This is a genomic window from Pseudomonas sp. GW822-FHT02G04 (assembly GCF_058802085.1).
Genome location: NZ_JBXANU010000001.1, coordinates 1 through 16,149, shown reverse-complemented (window position 1 = coordinate 16,149; position 16,149 = coordinate 1). Strand labels below are relative to the sequence as shown.

At 59.1% G+C, this 16,149-nt stretch carries 17 protein-coding genes and 2 tRNA genes; 8 read left to right on the top strand and 11 right to left on the bottom strand.

The genetic code is table 11. From position 1 onward, the window contains the following. Positions 1–149: 149 nt before the first annotated feature. Positions 150–929 carry an ABC transporter substrate-binding protein gene (locus AC1RO5_RS00095; RefSeq protein WP_493171650.1) on the bottom strand — a complete coding sequence of 260 codons (780 nt, stop codon included), beginning with the start codon at positions 927–929 and terminating at the stop codon, positions 150–152. 320 nt (positions 930–1,249) lie between these two features. Between AC1RO5_RS00095 and AC1RO5_RS00090 the strand changes: the two genes are divergently transcribed. Next, positions 1,250–1,894 (top strand): type 1 glutamine amidotransferase, encoded by a 645-nt coding sequence (locus AC1RO5_RS00090; RefSeq protein WP_493171648.1) that lies wholly within the window; start codon positions 1,250–1,252, stop codon positions 1,892–1,894. Positions 1,895–2,050: 156 nt separating this feature from the next. On the opposite strand, the gene AC1RO5_RS00085 is transcribed toward AC1RO5_RS00090, so the two are convergent. Then, positions 2,051–2,485: a rhodanese-like domain-containing protein gene (locus AC1RO5_RS00085; protein ID WP_493171647.1), complete on the bottom strand. Its 435-nt coding sequence runs from the start codon at positions 2,483–2,485 to the stop codon at positions 2,051–2,053. Between the two features lie 101 nt (positions 2,486–2,586). On the opposite strand from AC1RO5_RS00085, the gene ftrA reads away from it, so the two are divergent. The 5 genes from ftrA to AC1RO5_RS00060 all read left to right on the top strand — a co-directional run bounded on the left by ftrA (position 2,587) and on the right by AC1RO5_RS00060 (position 6,922). Then, positions 2,587–3,558: a transcriptional regulator FtrA gene (gene ftrA / locus AC1RO5_RS00080; RefSeq protein ID WP_493171645.1), complete on the top strand. Its 972-nt coding sequence runs from the start codon at positions 2,587–2,589 to the stop codon at positions 3,556–3,558. Between the two features lie 228 nt (positions 3,559–3,786). Next, complete coding sequence (locus AC1RO5_RS00075; RefSeq protein WP_413697660.1) at positions 3,787–3,975, top strand: DUF1843 domain-containing protein; 189 nt, start codon at positions 3,787–3,789, stop codon at positions 3,973–3,975. Positions 3,976–4,016: 41 nt separating this feature from the next. Further along, a complete protein-coding gene (locus AC1RO5_RS00070) occupies positions 4,017–4,652 on the top strand; it encodes a DUF1842 domain-containing protein (RefSeq protein WP_413697661.1) in 636 nt (211 codons plus the stop codon). Positions 4,653–4,706: 54 nt separating this feature from the next. Then, positions 4,707–5,288 (top strand): DUF1842 domain-containing protein, encoded by a 582-nt coding sequence (locus AC1RO5_RS00065; protein WP_493171642.1) that lies wholly within the window; start codon positions 4,707–4,709, stop codon positions 5,286–5,288. A gap of 170 nt (positions 5,289–5,458) precedes the next feature. Next, the gene (locus AC1RO5_RS00060; RefSeq protein WP_258673305.1) at positions 5,459–6,922 is read left to right on the top strand and encodes a GDL motif peptide-associated radical SAM/SPASM maturase; all 1,464 of its coding nucleotides are present in this window, start codon (positions 5,459–5,461) and stop codon (positions 6,920–6,922) included. A 95-nt stretch (positions 6,923–7,017) separates the two neighbouring features. Here the strand turns inward: AC1RO5_RS00060 and AC1RO5_RS00055 are convergent, their stop codons facing one another. Beyond that, a complete protein-coding gene (locus tag AC1RO5_RS00055) occupies positions 7,018–7,383 on the bottom strand; it encodes an SPOR domain-containing protein (protein WP_493171640.1) in 366 nt (121 codons plus the stop codon). A gap of 250 nt (positions 7,384–7,633) precedes the next feature. On the opposite strand from AC1RO5_RS00055, the gene csrA reads away from it, so the two are divergent. Continuing rightward, on the top strand, positions 7,634–7,828 hold the full coding sequence (csrA, locus tag AC1RO5_RS00050; RefSeq protein WP_007938114.1) for a carbon storage regulator CsrA: 195 nt from the start codon (positions 7,634–7,636) through the stop codon (positions 7,826–7,828). Between the two features lie 201 nt (positions 7,829–8,029). On the opposite strand, the gene AC1RO5_RS00045 is transcribed toward csrA, so the two are convergent. From AC1RO5_RS00045 to AC1RO5_RS00030, 4 genes are all read right to left on the bottom strand, one after another. Continuing rightward, positions 8,030–8,485, bottom strand: coding sequence for a DUF2214 family protein (locus AC1RO5_RS00045; RefSeq protein ID WP_493171638.1), 456 nt, complete (start codon positions 8,483–8,485; stop codon positions 8,030–8,032). Positions 8,486–8,655: 170 nt separating this feature from the next. Continuing rightward, complete coding sequence (locus tag AC1RO5_RS00040) at positions 8,656–9,231, bottom strand: hypothetical protein (protein WP_493171637.1); 576 nt, start codon at positions 9,229–9,231, stop codon at positions 8,656–8,658. Positions 9,232–9,409: 178 nt separating this feature from the next. Continuing rightward, a complete protein-coding gene (locus AC1RO5_RS00035) occupies positions 9,410–9,877 on the bottom strand; it encodes an anti-virulence regulator CigR family protein (RefSeq protein WP_493171635.1) in 468 nt (155 codons plus the stop codon). A 200-nt stretch (positions 9,878–10,077) separates the two neighbouring features. Next, a tRNA-Val gene (locus tag AC1RO5_RS00030) sits at positions 10,078–10,154 on the bottom strand. Between the two features lie 183 nt (positions 10,155–10,337). Between AC1RO5_RS00030 and AC1RO5_RS00025 the strand changes: the two genes are divergently transcribed. Then, positions 10,338–11,621, top strand: a complete 1,284-nt coding sequence (locus AC1RO5_RS00025) for an NAD(P)/FAD-dependent oxidoreductase (RefSeq protein ID WP_493171633.1) — start codon at positions 10,338–10,340, stop codon at positions 11,619–11,621. A 79-nt stretch (positions 11,622–11,700) separates the two neighbouring features. Here the strand turns inward: AC1RO5_RS00025 and AC1RO5_RS00020 are convergent, their stop codons facing one another. From AC1RO5_RS00020 to AC1RO5_RS00005, 4 genes are all read right to left on the bottom strand, one after another. After that, complete coding sequence (locus AC1RO5_RS00020) at positions 11,701–14,124, bottom strand: TonB-dependent siderophore receptor (protein WP_493171631.1); 2,424 nt, start codon at positions 14,122–14,124, stop codon at positions 11,701–11,703. 67 nt (positions 14,125–14,191) lie between these two features. Further along, positions 14,192–15,142 (bottom strand): FecR domain-containing protein, encoded by a 951-nt coding sequence (locus AC1RO5_RS00015; protein WP_493171630.1) that lies wholly within the window; start codon positions 15,140–15,142, stop codon positions 14,192–14,194. After that, the gene (locus tag AC1RO5_RS00010; protein ID WP_493171628.1) at positions 15,139–15,648 is read right to left on the bottom strand and encodes a sigma-70 family RNA polymerase sigma factor; all 510 of its coding nucleotides are present in this window, start codon (positions 15,646–15,648) and stop codon (positions 15,139–15,141) included. The genes AC1RO5_RS00015 and AC1RO5_RS00010 overlap by 4 nt, the downstream gene beginning before the upstream one ends. A gap of 259 nt (positions 15,649–15,907) precedes the next feature. Further along, a tRNA-Asp gene (locus AC1RO5_RS00005) sits at positions 15,908–15,984 on the bottom strand. Positions 15,985–16,149 lie beyond the last annotated feature (165 nt).

The window sequence follows — 16,149 nt, the reverse complement described above, 5'->3', positions numbered from 1 at the left end:
TTCACAGCGCGCAGGATTCGGGACAGAGCCTAACATCTCTTCCCGCTGATGCACCGTCTCCCTCTGATGCACCGCGCGCCCGTAGGATGTGTTTCGCAGGTAAAAAAATGGCCACCGCATCCACGGTGGCCAATTTTTTCTACGGCGTATTAATGGCCGTAAACATCGAAGTTGAAGTATTTGTCCTGCACTTGCTTGTACTTGCCGTTGGCGCGGATTTCAGTGATGGCGGTGTTGAATTTGTCTGCCAGCTCTTTATCGCCCTTGCGCACGGCAATACCGGCACCGCCGCCGAAGTACTTGGCGTCTTCGTAGGTCGGGCCGACAAACGCGAAGCCTTTACCGGCGTCGGTTTTCAGGAAACCGTCGTCCAGGTTGACCGAGTCGGCCAGCATCGCATCAATGCGACCGGCAACCATGTCGAGGTTGGCTTCCTGCTGGGAACCATAACGCACCAGGTCGATGCCGGCCGGCACCAGCACTTCAGTGGCGAAGCGGTCGTGGGTACTGGCGCGCAGCACACCGACTTTTTTGCCTTTGAGCTCGGTCAGCGGATCCTTGACGTCGGTGCCTTCCTTCATCACGAAGCGCGCCGGGGTGTGGTAGTACTTGATGGTGAAATCGACGTTCTTCTTGCGGTCGTCAGTGATGGTCATGGACGACAGGATCGCGTCGATTTTCTTGACCTTCAGGGCCGGGATCAGGCCATCGAACTCTTGCTCGACCCAAGTGCACTTCACTTTCATCTGTTCACACAGCGCGTCACCGATGTCCACGTCGAAACCGGTGAGTTTGCCGTCAGGGGTTTTCATCGAGAATGGTGGGTAACCGGCTTCGATCCCGAGGCGAATCGGTTTGGCGTCTTCGGCCACGGCGGTCAGGGACAACATCGACAGTGCCAGGGCACCGAACATCACTCGCTTCTTCATTTATAACTCCTGTGTGCGGAGGCTTTTATTGGCAGCTTTCGATTGGCAACTTTCGGTTAGTGAAGACCGAAGTGGCCGGCAGTCTAGAGCGGCTACAGGAGGGCAAATTGTGTTTAGGCGACAAATACTTATAGAAAAGAAGCCGAAGGATTCGAGGCACTTGAAGTGTGCTCCGAGGTGGTGCAAGGACTGTAGGACAATCCTTTGTTTCAGACAAAACCTACATGTTTTCGGTACTGATCCGATCGAAGAGTCGCACTGGCGATGAATAACTATTTGCGTCACATTGACCCGCCAACCGCCCCCTCAAGAGAAACGTGATGCCCGCGCTGAATCTGATCCAGCACCATCCTGCCGAAGGCCCCGGCGCCATTGCCGAATGGGCCCGGTCCCGAGGCATTACCCTGAACGTGTTTCGCGCCGACCTCGGTCAGTTGCCGCCGGTGAGCGCGGCACCGCTGATTCTGTTGGGCGGGCCGTATGAATCCGGTGCCGGGCCGGCGTGGCTGGAAACGGAGCGTCAGTGGCTGGCGGGCAGCCTGGATCAGGGCGCGGCGGTGTTCGCGATTTGCCTGGGGGCGCAATTGCTGGCGCTGAGCCTGGGCGGCGATGTGCGGCGGATGCCTCGCACAGAAACCGGTTGGACTACTGTGACCTTTATCGATGGGCAGACGCTGAAGGTGCTGGAGTGGCATGAAGACGCGATCGATCTACCGCCCTCTGCGCAGTTGCTGGCCAGCAGTGAGGTTTGTGAACAGCAGATGTATCGCGTCGGCCCGACGCGGGTGGGGTTGCAGTTCCACCCGGAATGGAATGCCGAATCGGTGGCAATCCTCAACGAGCACTTTGGCGAGGAATCACCACTGCGGCGGGAACCACAGGACAGCGCCGCCTACGCAGCGGTGTTTGACTGGTTGCAGGTGACGCTGGATGGATGGTGGAACGCTTCATCAGCTAATCGCTGAATCTGTGGCGAGGGAGCTTGTCGGATCGCCGCACCGTCCCGCTCGGCTGCGAAGCAGTCGTAAATACTGAGAACGCGGTTTATTCAGGGGGCGTGGTTGGCCGTTCTCAGGGCCGCTTCGCGACCCAACGGGAACAAGCTCCCTCGCCACAATTAGTCAGCATTCACAACTTAGGGGCATCGCAACGGCGGGTTGCACCGCAACACTCAATTCAAACCCTTCATCCAGCCACCCGGTCACCCCGCCGATCATCTCCTTGACCGGGTAACCCAGCGCCGCCAGTTTCACCGCCGCCTTGTTGGCGCCGTTGCAGTGAGGTCCGGCGCAATAGACCACAAACAGCGTGGACTTCGGATAGGCCGCCAGGCCATCAGCCGTGATCAATCGACTCGGAATGTTGATCGCGCCCGGCACATGTCCGCGTTCGAACGCCAACGGTCCGCGCACGTCCACCAGAACAAAATCCACCTCGCCGGCCTCTTGGCTGCTGTAGACGTCGGAACAATCGGTTTCGAAGGTCAGACGATTGCTGAAGTGCATCAGGGCGATGGCGGACGGGGCTGCGGGAATCTCGCGAACCAGGCTGGGCATGGGCTGTACTCCAAAGTCTCGGTGGGTGTGAGAAGACTTTATCTGTTCCGGTCTTGCCGCTACAGTGGCGCACAAGACACTCACCGGGAACTTTCCGCCAAATGCAACCCACTCCAGGTTTAGTCGCGATTCTGGCCTACGATGGCCTCTGCACCTTCGAATTCGGCATTGCCGTGGAGATCTTCGGCCTGGCGCGGCCGGAGTTCGATTTCCCTTGGTACGAGCACTGCATCGTCGCCGTCGACCAAGGGCCGATGCGCGCCATGGGCGGCATTCAGGTGCTGGCCGACGGCGGGATGGAACTGCTTGAGCGCGCCCGAACCATCATCATACCCGGCTGGCGCGACCGCAGCGCGCCGGTGCCCGCCCCCTTGCTCGCTGCCCTGCGTCAGGCTCATGCCCGAGGCGCGCGGTTGCTGTCGATCTGTTCCGGGGTATTCGTACTGGCGGCCACTGGTTTGCTGGACGGTCACGGCGCCACCACCCATTGGCGCTACACCGCTGAACTGGCCGAGCGTTTCCCGAACATTCTGGTGGATCCGGACGTGCTCTATGTCGATTCGGGTCAGTTGATTACTTCGGCCGGCAGCGCCGCCGGCATCGATGCTTGCCTGCATCTGGTCGCGCGGGATTTCGGCACGCAGGTGGCCAACTCGGTGGCCCGGCGGTTGGTGATGTCGCCACAACGCACCGGCGGGCAGGCACAGTTCATTCCGTCACCGGTCAGCCCGACGCCGCGCAGCGATCTGTCGCGGGTCATGCAGTGGGCGCGGGAACGTCTGCATGAACCGCTGGAGGTTCGCGACCTCGCCAGCGAGGCGGCCATGAGTGAGCGCACGTTTCTGCGCCGGTTCACCGAAGCCAGCGGCATGCCGCCCAAAGCGTGGCTGCAGCATGAACGCCTGGCCCGGGCCCGGGAGCTGTTGGAGAGCACGAATCAAAACACCGATCAGATTGCCCAGCACTGCGGCTATCGCTCGGTGGAGAGTTTCCGCGTGGCATTTCGCAGCGTGGTCGGCGTGCCACCGTCAGTGTATCGGGAGCGGTTTGGGCGCAAGGTCAGCGCTGTTTGAATCCATCACTCATTATCAATGGCGATAACAACAATAATGAATGATGAGAAAGCGCGTTAATCTATCGCCATTCTTAATATCAAACACTTCATATCCAAACGCGTCGCTATTAATAAAATAATATTAAACATTACTCCGGTGCAGTCCATTGCATATTTATCGGCGCCTGCTTAACTGCAAAAACTGCTGATGACAGCAGTGCCCGCAAATACCACGGAAGGAGTCGTTATGAGCAGTTCAACTCGCCATAGCATGCCCCCCTATGGGGTGGCCATCCAAGGCGCGATCAAGGCAGGCGACCTGCCGCAAATGAAGACGCTGTTGAAACAACGCGATGCATCCACGCCAGAAAATAAAGAGCTAAAAACCGCTTACGAGCAGTTGGTGAAGGAAGTCGCACGCCTGGAAAAGCACTAATAGCTATTTCCGCTCCCCTTATTGCAATGGAGGCAATAATTATGTCTGGTTCTAATCAGCAACCTGTCGGCTTGTTCCCACTCTGCTACCGAATTGGTACTTCAGCACCGGGCGCACAAAGTCTGGCACTCAATCTTCTGGTATTTACCCCTGACCAAACGGTAAGCGGTACTTCCACGATCACTCAGGCCACCAACCCGCCGCTGGATGTGCACTCCGATGTCTGGGGCGAATACACCTACCTGACGGTCATGAGTCCTGGCGTCAGCAAGATCCTGATCACCGCTCAAGGCAATAACGGCGGCCCGGGCTCGAACTCCGTCGTGAATTTCAAGTTGCATCTGGTGGTCGGTAGCGACTGGAGAGAAGGCGTCGCCAATTACGAGTACTTCAATGGCGAACGGTGGGTCCAGGTCACTGCCCCCGCTCATCTTGTCGAGTCTGTACCCTCCAACGCTTATAAATCAGTGCCTTTGGAGCCCGGCCCGGTCATTCTGCCGTATCCACCGATCATGCCGCTGTACGCCGCGCCGATTCAAAGTGCCATTGCCAGCGGTGACCTGGCCCAGATGAAAAACCTGGCGCGCCTGGCCCAACAACAACTGGATCAGCAACCCCAACTGCAGAGCGCGCTTGAAACGGCCAAGGGCGAAATCAGCCGGCAGGAACGCCGCTGACCCGCTCACGAAACATGCCCGAGTTGTCCTGAATACAAATAAGGGAGTAGCACCATGTCAATCGGACTTTTTCATACCCGCCTGAATGTCAGCAATCATCTACTGGGCTCACCGGTTTTAACCCTGGATCTGCTGGTAGATACCGTAAAGAAAAAAGTCAGCGGGGTTGCCAGCATTTTCCAAAGCACCTATCCGCCTCTCAACTTCCGTGCCCGTGTATGGGGTGAGTACTCTGAGGCCAAACTGGTGCCGACGGCCGAGAACCACATCATCCTCACCCTGGCGGGCAGCCCGAGCGGCCCTCTCAGCCAGATCGCCCAGACTTTCGGTTTGAAAGGCATTTTAGGCGCCGATTGGGCGAGCGGTTATGTCGACTACAAGTACCAGGACCAGGGTATCTGGCATTACGTGAAACACGCAGCCGTCAGCCAGGCTCCCGTGATTGAGCGCCCAGAGCATCCGTACCACCCGGTGCCGCTCTATGCCGTCGCGGTACAGCAAGCGCAAACCAGCGGTGATCTGGCGCAACTGAAGTCCGTGGTGAGCCAGGGTGAACAGCAATTGGCCAACAGTGGTGCCCTGCGCAGCGCGCTGGGGCAGCTGAACGCTGAAATCGCGCGCCTGGAGGCCCGCTAACCCCAGTCAGTTAAGCGCAAACCCCTGTGGGAGCGGGCAAGCCCGCACCTACAGGGTCCGCGCTATTGATCAACAACAAAAGGTAAATCCGGTCGCGCCATTGACTCAAGGAAGGCGCGAACACTTCGATGGATTCGTGCCGCGCACGCGTTGGTGCGCAAGGATTTCCCATGTCAGACAGTCGCCCTGCCCGCTACCTCAGTGAAACCGACCTCAAACGCTACGTGCCGGTGCATGTGGTCTGGGAAATCACTCTGGCCTGCGATCTCAAATGCCTGCATTGCGGTTCACGCGCCGGCCATCGACGCCCCGATGAACTGAACACCCGGGAATGCCTGGACGTCATCGATTCCCTGGCAGCACTCGGCACCCGCGAGATCACCCTGATCGGCGGCGAAGCGTATTTGCGCAAAGACTGGACCCAGCTGATCCAGGCCATCCACGATCACGGCATGTATTGCGCCATACAAACCGGTGGCCGCAACCTGACGCCCGCGAAAATGCAGGCAGCGGTGGATGCCGGGCTTAATGGCGTCGGTGTGTCACTGGATGGACTGGCCCCATTGCATGACGCAGTGCGCAATGTTCCGGGCTCGTTCGACAAGGCGGTGGACACCCTGCGACGCGCCAAACAGTCCGGGCTTGCGGTGAGCGTCAACACACAAATCGGCGCGGCCACGTTGCCCGACCTGCCCGAGCTGATGGACCTGATCATCGACCTCGGCGCCACTCACTGGCAGATCCAGCTGACGGTCGCCATGGGCAATGCCGTCGATCACCCGGAGCTGCTGTTGCAGCCCTATCAACTGCTGGAAGTGATGCCGTTACTGGCGCGCCTCTACCGTGAAGGGGTCGATCGCGGCCTGCTGATGAACGTGGGCAACAATATTGGTTACTACGGCCCTTACGAGCACATGTGGCGTGGTTTCGGCGACGAGCGCGTGCACTGGAGTGGCTGCGCCGCCGGCCAGACCGTGCTGGCGCTGGAAGCCGACGGCACGGTAAAGGGTTGCCCGTCATTGGCAACGGTGGGGTTTTCGGGCGGCAACGTACGCAACATGAGCCTGCACGATATCTGGCACTACAGCGAAGGCATGCACTTTGGGCGCCTGCGGGGGGTCGATGACCTGTGGGGCTACTGCCGAAGCTGCTATTACAACGACGTCTGCCGTGGCGGCTGCACCTGGACCTCGCATTCCCTGCTCGGCAAACCCGGCAACAATCCCTACTGCCATTACCGCGCGCTGGACCTGCAAAAGCGCGGGTTGCGCGAGCGCATCGTCAAACTCGAGGATGCGGCAAAAACCTCCTTCGCCGTCGGACGTTTTGATCTGATTACCGAACGCATCGATACCGGCGAGAAGGTGAACAGCGTCAGCGACAGCGGCCAGGTGATCAAACTGGCCTGGGCGAACCAGGGCCAGAAATCGCCGGACGAAGGACGTATTCCACCACAACTGGCGCTGTGTCGTGGATGCTTGCAGTACATCCATGCACACGAAGTGACGTGTCCCCACTGCGACGCTGATGTTGCCGCCGCGGAAGCCGTGCACCAGACAGACCGTGCCCGGCAACAGGCGATCATCAACACCCTGACCGGCCTGCTGGGGTTGCCGCAAAATACCTTGATGTAACGTTTATGCCGACACATCATCAGGGGAGCGACCTCGCAGATCGCTTCCCTGGCACATCGCCCGGCATGCGGGTCTGCGCGTTGCGAAAAGGACGGTTACTGGGCCGCCGGGTGTTCGACGATCAGCGATTCGATGTTCATTTTTTTCGCCCGGGTGAGCGCCGCCGTTATTTCAGCCTGCCTGGCCTGCGCCTCGGCTTGCGAACCGAACGGCCCGACCAGAATACGAACCTTTCCATTTTCCTTCACGACGTTGGGAACGAAGCTGTGTTCAATCAACCAGCCGCTCAGGTCACTGACCGCCTGAGGTGTCTCACCGCGCACTTCGACGTCCCACTGCGGGCCCGTTACCGCTGCGGGGACGGAGGCGACTGCCGGTTGCGGCTTTTGAGCGTCAACCCCTTTATCCTCACCGCATCCGGCCAGCGTCAGTACCGCGATTACCAAGACTATTTTGCGCACAACGCTTTCCTCCGAATGCTTAAAGCGGCGATTTTAACATCCATGGATCCATCCCGAGTGCCGCAAAATGGGCTCAAAACAACGAGAATGATGGTGGCGGCCTCTGTATAGTTACACCTTGGGAATTAATGCAGCATCTGCGCGTCAGAAAGAGGCACCCAAACCGTGAAACTTCGCACTAATCTATATCTAATACCGACCTCTGCACTGTCCGAACCAGGTGCCCTACAAAGCAATCAAGGAGAAAACCATGCTGATACTCACCCGCAAAGTCGGTGAAAGCATAAACATCGGTGATGACATTACGATCACCATTCTGGGCGTTAGCGGCCAGCAAGTCAGGATTGGCATCAACGCCCCGAAAGACGTTGCGGTGCATCGCGAAGAAATTTATCAACGCATTCAGGCTGGCCTGACCGCCCCGGACAAGCCACAAACGCCCTGAATCCTGCTGCAGTCAGTAGCCAGCCCATTCTGCCTCGAGTAACGGCTGGCTAAGATTCAAGTGCCGCATCGTTCTGCGTTCTGCGCTCCGTCTCTCTTTGCGATGCTATCGCAACACGGAGCCGATACTACTGCCTTGGCTCCTGCCATGACTGTCAGACGTTTCGGATTTGCTGCGAGAAAGAGCGTCCCCCTTCCCCGGCTAACCAAACGTCACGCCACGCGCCATGCCCGTGGCCGCTACGACCATCAGTACCAGCAACAGCGCTTCGATATGACTGATACGGGCAAACAGCGTTGCACGCCCGGTATCGATAGCCGCGCCACGCCCCAGCGCAATCCGCCATTTGATCAGCGCCACCATCGGCGCAATCTCGAGCAACAGGATGAAGACGAAGAGCGTCATCTTGAGATGAAACAGGGGTTGGTGAAGATAGTAATCAGTGCCTTTTTCGTACCCGCCAAAGGCACGCATCCCACCCGTGATCAGGAGAGTGACTGCAGAGATCCCCCACAGGTTATCTGCAATCAAAACACGGCGAGCGTCCCCTGCCCCGGCACTCAGACGACGTAACGCGGTGCCGCGGGTCAGTACAGCCCAAAAGCCCAGACCAAAGGCCAAGAGGTGAATCGCCGCCAAAAACCAGTGAGCCAGCATCGACATGCTCCTATCAGGACAAAGTTGAATCAGCCTTACAGTAGTAGTCCATCGTGTGGGATTTGCTCACGCAGGTGGCGGCGACGATTACCCGCACATCACCATTGGGCAAATAGCAGGCGAAAAAAAACCGGGCCCCTGATGGGAACCCGGCTTTGAGAGACCAGGACTTAATCCAGTCGTTTTGAAATCGAAGTGCGAGCGCTGGTCAACCCTTTCGTGTTGTGATCACCAGGCGTAGTGGCCGAAATGGCAGAGGCCTTCGCCACTCCTCGCGTGTCCCTGGAATGCGCAATGCCCGAAGTGACGGAGCCATGGCCGCGGCCACTGTTACGTTCGCTACCAAAGTGATTGCCGTTGACGCCATGATCTCGAACGGCTTTGCCGGCATGATCACTACTCAAGCCGGCGCCACGGCCGACATGGGCGCTGCTCAAGCCTGCGCTACGGCCGACATGGGTGCCACTCAAGCCTGCACCAAGGCCGACATGGTCGCTACTCAAGCCTGCGCCACGGCCATTGCTACTGACGCCGCCGGAATGGCCGGAGCCGCCGTTGCCACCATGACCGCCGCCGTTACCGCCGCCATTGCCACCACCGTTACCACCGCCGCCACCACCGCCATTGCCACCATCCTTCGCGTAGGCGGAGCTCATGATGGACAGTTCAGCGGGCAATAACGGGGCGGCTGCAAGCATCATCACGCAGGACATGACGGCAACAAAACTCTTGTTTTTTAATAGCATGGCGGGGTTCCGTGGAGGTTGATATTGCACGGAATAATTGACCGTCTCCCCCCCACACAGTTCAAAGGCCGGCGACCAGCGGGCAGGCAATGTGCAGCGATCGAACCGGCACACTGCTTCCCGTGATGTTGCTGGTCGTTATGCTGCGGGGGCGCAATTGAAATTTATCGCCCTCACATCAATCGAACGCACCATTGAGCACCTCGTAGATGATCCCGGTAGCGATGGCCACCAAAATCAAGTCAGTGCCAGCCTGCTGCCACTCATAGCCGTCGTAGTGGGGAAGCTGGCCGAGCAGACGGCCATCGAGTTTTTTGGCGATCCCCGGCGGCAGAGGTTTACCGCGTGCGAGGTTTTTCTGAATACCGGGTGGCAAGGCCGGCCCGGGGCTCCAGTAGTCACGATAACCACCCACGATGCCAAGGATGCTACCGTGGTTGATGCTCGGGCCGTGACTCCAATCGTCCCCCCCTGAACCTTTCCCCTTGTTGCCATGGCCGGAGTTGCCATGGTCCTGGTTGTATTGTGGATTACCCTTGCCTCCTCCCTGGCCTTTCCCGTTTCCCGGGTCGGCCAATGCAGTCACTGAACCGGACACCAGGGCTAGACACGTCATAGCGGCGATCAACGAGCGAGATCTAAACATATCCGTTCTCTCAGAAAGGGATGTCCCGTGCAAATGTAGACGGCTATGGCGGTATTAGCTCAGAAACTGTGTTTAGTGGAGGTGGGGTGCCGAGTTGGCATTTTTGAGGGTTTTGCAAAAGTTTTGCAAATCGCAGACAACAAAAAAGGGCCCACCTTTCGGTGAGCCCTTCCAGACCGCCCAGCAGAGCGGATTTTGTTTGGTAGGCGCGATTGGACTCGAACCAACGACCCCCACCATGTCAAGGTGGTGCTCTAACCAACTGAGCTACGTGCCTGCTGTGAGGCGGCATTCTACGGAATTCCGGAGGGGTGTCAACACCTTTTTTTCACCTAACCCTATGAATATGCAAAATATTTAATTTCGCTGTGGCAAAGAAGATTTTCCGGTGGCTGGCGGTCGATTTTTAACTCGGGTAGGATCAACGCACTCGTAAAATATATTAAACAGAGGCTGCAGGATGGCGAACACTCCCTACCCAGAGTCCTATTACGCCGCGTCGGCCAATGCGGTACCAGCGCGCCCGGCCTTGCAGGATGATGTAGAGACTGATGTCTGTGTAATCGGCGCCGGTTACACCGGCCTGTCCTCTGCCCTGTTCCTGCTGGAAAACGGTTTCAAGGTTACGGTGCTGGAAGCCGCCAAGGTCGGTTTCGGTGCGTCGGGACGCAACGGTGGCCAGATCGTTAACAGCTACAGCCGTGATATCGATGTTATCGAGCGCAGCGTCGGCCCCAAGCAAGCTCAGTTGCTGGGACAGATGGCATTCGAGGGCGGGCGGATCATTCGTGAGCGAGTGGCCAAATATAATATCCAGTGCGACTTGAAGGATGGCGGTGTGTTCGCCGCCATTACCGACAAGCAGATGGGCCATCTGGAGTCCCAGAAGCGCCTGTGGGAGCGCTTCGGTCACACGCAACTTGAGCTGCTGGATCAGCGTCGCATCCGCGAGGTAGTGGCTTGCGATCAATACGTCGGCGGCATGCTCGACATGAGCGGCGGACATATTCACCCACTCAATCTTGCCTTGGGCGAAGCAGCAGCCGTGGAATCGTTGGGCGGCACTATTTACGAGCAATCGCCGGCAATGCGCATCGAGCGCGGTGCCAACCCGGTGGTGCATACGCCTCAGGGCAAGGTCAGGGCCAGGTTCATCATCGTCGCCGGCAACGCGTACATCGGCAATCTGGTGCCGGAGCTGGCGGCCAAGTCGATGCCCTGCGGGACTCAAGTGATCACCACCGAACCCTTGGGAGATGAATTGGCCAAGCGCCTGCTGCCTCAGGACTACTGCGTCGAAGACTGTAACTACCTGCTCGACTACTACCGCCTGAGCGCTGACAAGCGCCTGATATTTGGTGGCGGCGTGGTATATGGCGCGCGGGATCCAGCGAACATCGAGGCGATCATTCGACCGAAGATGCTCAAGGCCTTCCCGCAACTCAAGGACGTGAAAATCGATTACGCCTGGACCGGCAACTTCCTGCTGACCCTGTCGCGTCTTCCCCAGGTCGGGCGCCTGGGCGACAACATCTACTACTCCCAGGGCTGCAGTGGCCACGGCGTGACGTATACGCACCTGGCGGGCAAGGTACTGGCCGAAGCATTGCGTGGTCAGGCTGAACGCTTCGACGCCTTCGCCGACCTGCCCCACTACCCGTTCCCCGGCGGGCAGTTGCTGCGTACGCCGTTCGCGGCGTTGGGCGCCTGGTATTACGGATTACGGGACAAGCTCGGATACTGACCTATAGAGGTGAAAAAGGGGCCGCTGAACGCGGCCCCTTTTTTGTATCCGCCGGGGAAGTCTCAGACCCGTCGTTGATTCAGAAGTCGACCGTCGCCGAAACGAGGTAGGTTCGTGGGGTCGAGAGCGTCAAGCCCGGCTCGCTGTCATCCGAGGCTCCGGCCGAACTCCAGTAGCGCTTGTCCGCCACGTTCTCGACATTGGCACGCAGAGTGATGTTCTTTTCGTCGATCTTGAACCCGTAGCGTGCACCCACGTCGAAACGCTCCCAGGCGTCGATTTCCTTGTCGTTGGACTGGTCCAGATACTGCGAACTGGAATAGATACCGCGGCTGGTCAGGGTCAGGCCCTGCACGGTCGGCACGTCCCACTCGGCGCCCAGGTTGACGTTGTATTTCGGCGTCGCAGGCGCCCGGTTGCCGTCAAAGGTGCCATTGGTGGTATTGGTCAACTCGCTGTCTATGTACATGACACCGCCGAGCAGGCGAAAACCTTTGAGCGGCTCACCGAACACACTCAGTTCCACACCGTCGTTTTGACGCTTGCCGTTCGGGCCGAAGACTCGCGTCGTGGCGTTGGTCTCATAGGCCGGCTGCTTGATCCGGAACACCGCGGCGGTCACGGCGAACGCACCCGCGTCATACTTGGCGCCGACCTCGACCTGCCGGCTGATGAACGGCGGAAATATCTCGTCCTCGTTCACCGAGGTCGACGGCGCGATCTTGCCCTGGCTCAAGCCTTCCATGTAGTTGGCATACAGCGACAATTTGTCGGTCGCTTTGAACAGGATGCCACCCGACGGCGAAACCTTTTCCTCGTCGTAGGCCGTGTCGCCTTTGACGTTATCCGTCCAGTCATCAACCTTCACCCGCTGCCAGCGAGCGCCGAGGGTCAGCAGTAGCCGATCATCGAAGAAACCCAGTGTGTCGGACAACGCCACGCCGCTGAAGCGGTTCTCGGTGTAGACCTTCGAATCGAATCGAGTGGGTCTGACAGGTGTGGGTGTTTCCACGGGCTCGTAGAGGTTGCTGCGGGCCGCGGCATAACGGGCACCGCCATTTTCGAAGTCCATGTAGAAATAGCTGGCGGCCAGGTTGACTTCATGGCTCACCGGACCGGTATGAAACCAATTGCGCACCCCTGCCGTGGCCGTCCGGACATTTTCGTCACGGGTGAAATCACGCGGCTGAACGCTGAAATCACCTGCGTTATTGGTGACTGCAACGGCATGACGAAGAAAGTCATGGTTGCTTTTACGCGCGCCCACACCGCCGTACAGCATGACGGAATCGCTGACATCGAATTCACCGTTCACCGCGCCGAAAGTGTCGTTGGTACTCGCTTTGCTCCAGGGCTGCGCATAGTTGTGACGGACATCGCTGGCATGCGGAACCTGCGCGTTGGCGCCAACCTGCACGCGTTCCTGTGGCGCGTCGGTATCGCGCTCGGTGCGCCCGATATCCGTCGAAAGTCGCAGGCGCTCACCACGAAAATCCAGGCCCAGCACGGCCATCTCGCGGTCGACACTCTGATGATCCCATTCGGTGTCGCCGGACTGCTTCACGCCGTTAAAACGAATACCGAACTTGTTGTCTTCACCAAAGCGCCGGCCAACATCCACGGCGCCGCCGACCTGGTTGTCGGAAGCGTAGCTACCGGTAAACGAAGTGATGGGTTTGTCGGTGGCGCGCTTGGGCACCACGTTGATCCCGCCACCGACGCTGCCCCGCGGCGAAATTCCGTTGATAAGCTGGCTCGGGCCTTTGAGGATGTCGACGCGGTCGGCCATCTCCATGTCGATCGTATAGGTCGGCAGGACGCCGTAGAGACCGTTGTAGGCGACATCACTATTGAACAGGCTGAGCCCGCGAATGGTGAATTGCTCATAACGCCCACCCGCCGGGTTGGTGGCGCGAACCGAAGGATCGTTGGCGATCAGGTCACCCAAGGTACGAGCCTGCTGGTTTTTGACCACTTCACTGGTGTACGTGGTCATGCTGAACGGCGTTTCCATAAAGTCTTTCGAGCCCAGCAAACCTTGAGAACCGCGGCGTGCGACCTGGCCGCCGGCATACGGATCGCCGCCCGCCGATTCAGTGGCACCGAGAATCGAGGTGGGGGCCAATTGCAGGCTGCTGCCTTCTGGCGTCGGGGTCAGGATGTACGCTTGTTCGCTCAACGGCTGCAGCTGCAGGCCGGAACCCTGCAACAGTCGGGTAAAGCCCTCCTCGACCGCGTATTCGCCGGAAAGACCCGCGCTGCTGCGACCGCTCACCAGCGCCGGGTCGACCGACAGATTGACCCCAGCCAGGCCGGCAAACCGGGTCAGCGCATCGCTCAGGCTCCCGGCAGGCACCTGATAACTGCGCCGAGTGGCATCTTCGGCCCAACTGGAAGTGATAAACAACGGACTGGCACTCAGGCTCAGCAACAGGCTCAGGTGCAACAACGGACGCAGGCCGGAAGAAGCCGGACGCGGACAGCAAGGCATTACTGCGGGCATTGAAGAAGTTCTCTTGATTCGCTCAGTTGCCTTGAATGACAAGCGAGTCAGAAAAAAGGGACAGGCTTCACACACTATTTTTGCGCGGCAGCAACATCACCCAGTAACGCGTACGCGAATGCACCTCCAGCGGCAGACTGGCCGCGAGCAGCGCCAGCACGCGATCGGTGTCGTCCAGACGGAAACTGCCGGTGACGCGCAGCGCCTCGAGCGCAGGCTCCCAGCGCAGGACACCCGGTCGATAGGTGCTGAGCTCACGCAGGAAATCCCCCAACGGCAGGTTTTTGGCAATCAGCACGCCTTCGCGCCAGCCCGGCGCGAGCACATCAAATGCGGCTATCGACCCGGCACCGGCTGCTCGAAGGTCAACCTGCAAACCACCGCGCAATACCAATGCCGGCCCCTGCAACGGCTGCAATTGCACAGAACCGTTGTACACCGACACGCGGCATCCGAGTGCCTCCTGCCGCACACAGACCTCACTTTGACTGACAATGACTTGCCCGAATCGGGTCTGGATCGTCAACGGTGAGACGCCAGGCACCTTCAGCGATATTTCGCCCTCTACCAACGTCAAGCGTCGGCCCTGCACATCCACATCGACGGCGCTGGCCGTGTTGAGCTGCAAGAAACCGCCATCGGCGAGCTGCACCTGTTTGCGCTCCCCGGTGGACGTATGCAAGTCGGCCCGCCAGACCTCCAACGGTAATTGCCGGCTGATCAGCCACGCCGCCGGCACCAACACCACTGCACCCAATGCGCGCTTGAGCACCACCCGTCGAGCTGGCTCAGGGCGATCCAGACTTTGCAGCGCCAACGCTGAAGGCAGATCGGCAAAACGCTGACGTAGGGCTTGAGCTTTCTGCCAGGCCTGTTCGTGACTGGTACAACTGTCGCGCCACCGCTGCAGGCCAGCGTGATCCTGCTCATTCGCGCTGCCGGACTCCAGCAAGGCGAGCCACTGCGCGGCGGCGCGCGCTATCTGGCGGGCCTCCACCGAAGGCGACGGACTGCTCACAGCTCCACCAACAGGCAATGCTCGTAGGCTTGCGCCATGTAGCGTTTGATCGTGCGCTCCGACACCCGCAGGCGGTCGGCAATTTGCTGGTAGCTCAAGCCTTCCAGCTGACTCCAGAGAAACGCCCGTCGCACCGCCGTCGGCAGTCCGTCGAGCAATTCGTCCAGGGCTTGCAGGGTTTCCAGCAGCAGCCAGCGCTGCTCGGGTGACGGCACACTGCCTTCAGGCAGCGAGGCCAGGGCATTCAAATAGGCCTGCTCGAGGCTACGACGCTGATAGAAGTTGCTCAGCAGTCGTTTGCCCACAGTCAGCAGATAAGCGCGGGGCTCCTGCAGGTCGGCAATCCGTTGAGAGCTGGCGAGCAAGCGCAGGAACGCATCTTGACTGAGGTCCGCCGCATCACACGCGTTGCCCATGCGCCGCCTCAACCAGCCTTCAAGCCAGCCACGGTGATCGCGGTACAGGTCGTGGAGGGTTTGCTCCTTCGGCATCGCTGCATCACTCATCTCAAGAAGCCCTGTGCCAAGGAGTTATCGTAAATGAGAGTGATTCTAATTAATGTCGATGCCGTGAACCAAGTCCTTTGTGCATCGGGCGTGCAAAAAGGTAGAAGCGGGAAGACGCGAGAGGAGCAAAAGCCAAATCGCAGACACAAAAAACCCCGGTCTTTCGACCAGGGTCTTTGCTATCGACTCGAAGTAGACACTGGCTATACCAGCGTTTTCTTCGTAGCTCCAAGGCGTTCAGTGGGCCTTGAGGCAGATATGGCGCAGCGGACGGGACTCGAACCCGCGACCCCCGGCGTGACAGGCCGGTATTCTAACCGACTGAACTACCGCTGCGTATCGCTTTGAGCTGACGCTCAAGTAACTCGTCTGATTGAAAGCTTCGAGGCTTTTCAATCTCGAGGCAGGCAAACCTGACTCGGAAAATATGGCGCAGCGGACGGGACTCGAACCCGCGACCCCCGGCGTGACAGGCCGGTATTCTAACCGACTGAACTACCG

Bases quoted from the DNA above. Each gene is read 5' to 3' on its own strand.
- csrA (WP_007938114.1), top strand. From the start codon at position 7,634: ATGCTGATACTCACCCGCAAAGTCGGTGAAAGCATAAACATCGGTGAT.
- AC1RO5_RS00060 (WP_258673305.1), top strand. From the start codon at position 5,459: ATGTCAGACAGTCGCCCTGCCCGCTACCTCAGTGAAACCGACCTCAAA.
- AC1RO5_RS00020 (WP_493171631.1), bottom strand. From the start codon at position 14,124: ATGCCCGCAGTAATGCCTTGCTGTCCGCGTCCGGCTTCTTCCGGCCTG.
- AC1RO5_RS00070 (WP_413697661.1), top strand. From the start codon at position 4,017: ATGTCTGGTTCTAATCAGCAACCTGTCGGCTTGTTCCCACTCTGCTAC.
- ftrA (WP_493171645.1), top strand. From the start codon at position 2,587: ATGCAACCCACTCCAGGTTTAGTCGCGATTCTGGCCTACGATGGCCTC.
- AC1RO5_RS00045 (WP_493171638.1), bottom strand. From the start codon at position 8,485: ATGCTGGCTCACTGGTTTTTGGCGGCGATTCACCTCTTGGCCTTTGGT.
- AC1RO5_RS00095 (WP_493171650.1), bottom strand. From the start codon at position 929: ATGAAGAAGCGAGTGATGTTCGGTGCCCTGGCACTGTCGATGTTGTCC.
- AC1RO5_RS00035 (WP_493171635.1), bottom strand. From the start codon at position 9,877: ATGTTTAGATCTCGCTCGTTGATCGCCGCTATGACGTGTCTAGCCCTG.
- AC1RO5_RS00065 (WP_493171642.1), top strand. From the start codon at position 4,707: ATGTCAATCGGACTTTTTCATACCCGCCTGAATGTCAGCAATCATCTA.
- AC1RO5_RS00075 (WP_413697660.1), top strand. From the start codon at position 3,787: ATGAGCAGTTCAACTCGCCATAGCATGCCCCCCTATGGGGTGGCCATC.
- AC1RO5_RS00085 (WP_493171647.1), bottom strand. From the start codon at position 2,485: ATGCCCAGCCTGGTTCGCGAGATTCCCGCAGCCCCGTCCGCCATCGCC.
- AC1RO5_RS00025 (WP_493171633.1), top strand. From the start codon at position 10,338: ATGGCGAACACTCCCTACCCAGAGTCCTATTACGCCGCGTCGGCCAAT.
- AC1RO5_RS00010 (WP_493171628.1), bottom strand. From the start codon at position 15,648: ATGAGTGATGCAGCGATGCCGAAGGAGCAAACCCTCCACGACCTGTAC.
- AC1RO5_RS00040 (WP_493171637.1), bottom strand. From the start codon at position 9,231: ATGCTATTAAAAAACAAGAGTTTTGTTGCCGTCATGTCCTGCGTGATG.
- AC1RO5_RS00090 (WP_493171648.1), top strand. From the start codon at position 1,250: ATGCCCGCGCTGAATCTGATCCAGCACCATCCTGCCGAAGGCCCCGGC.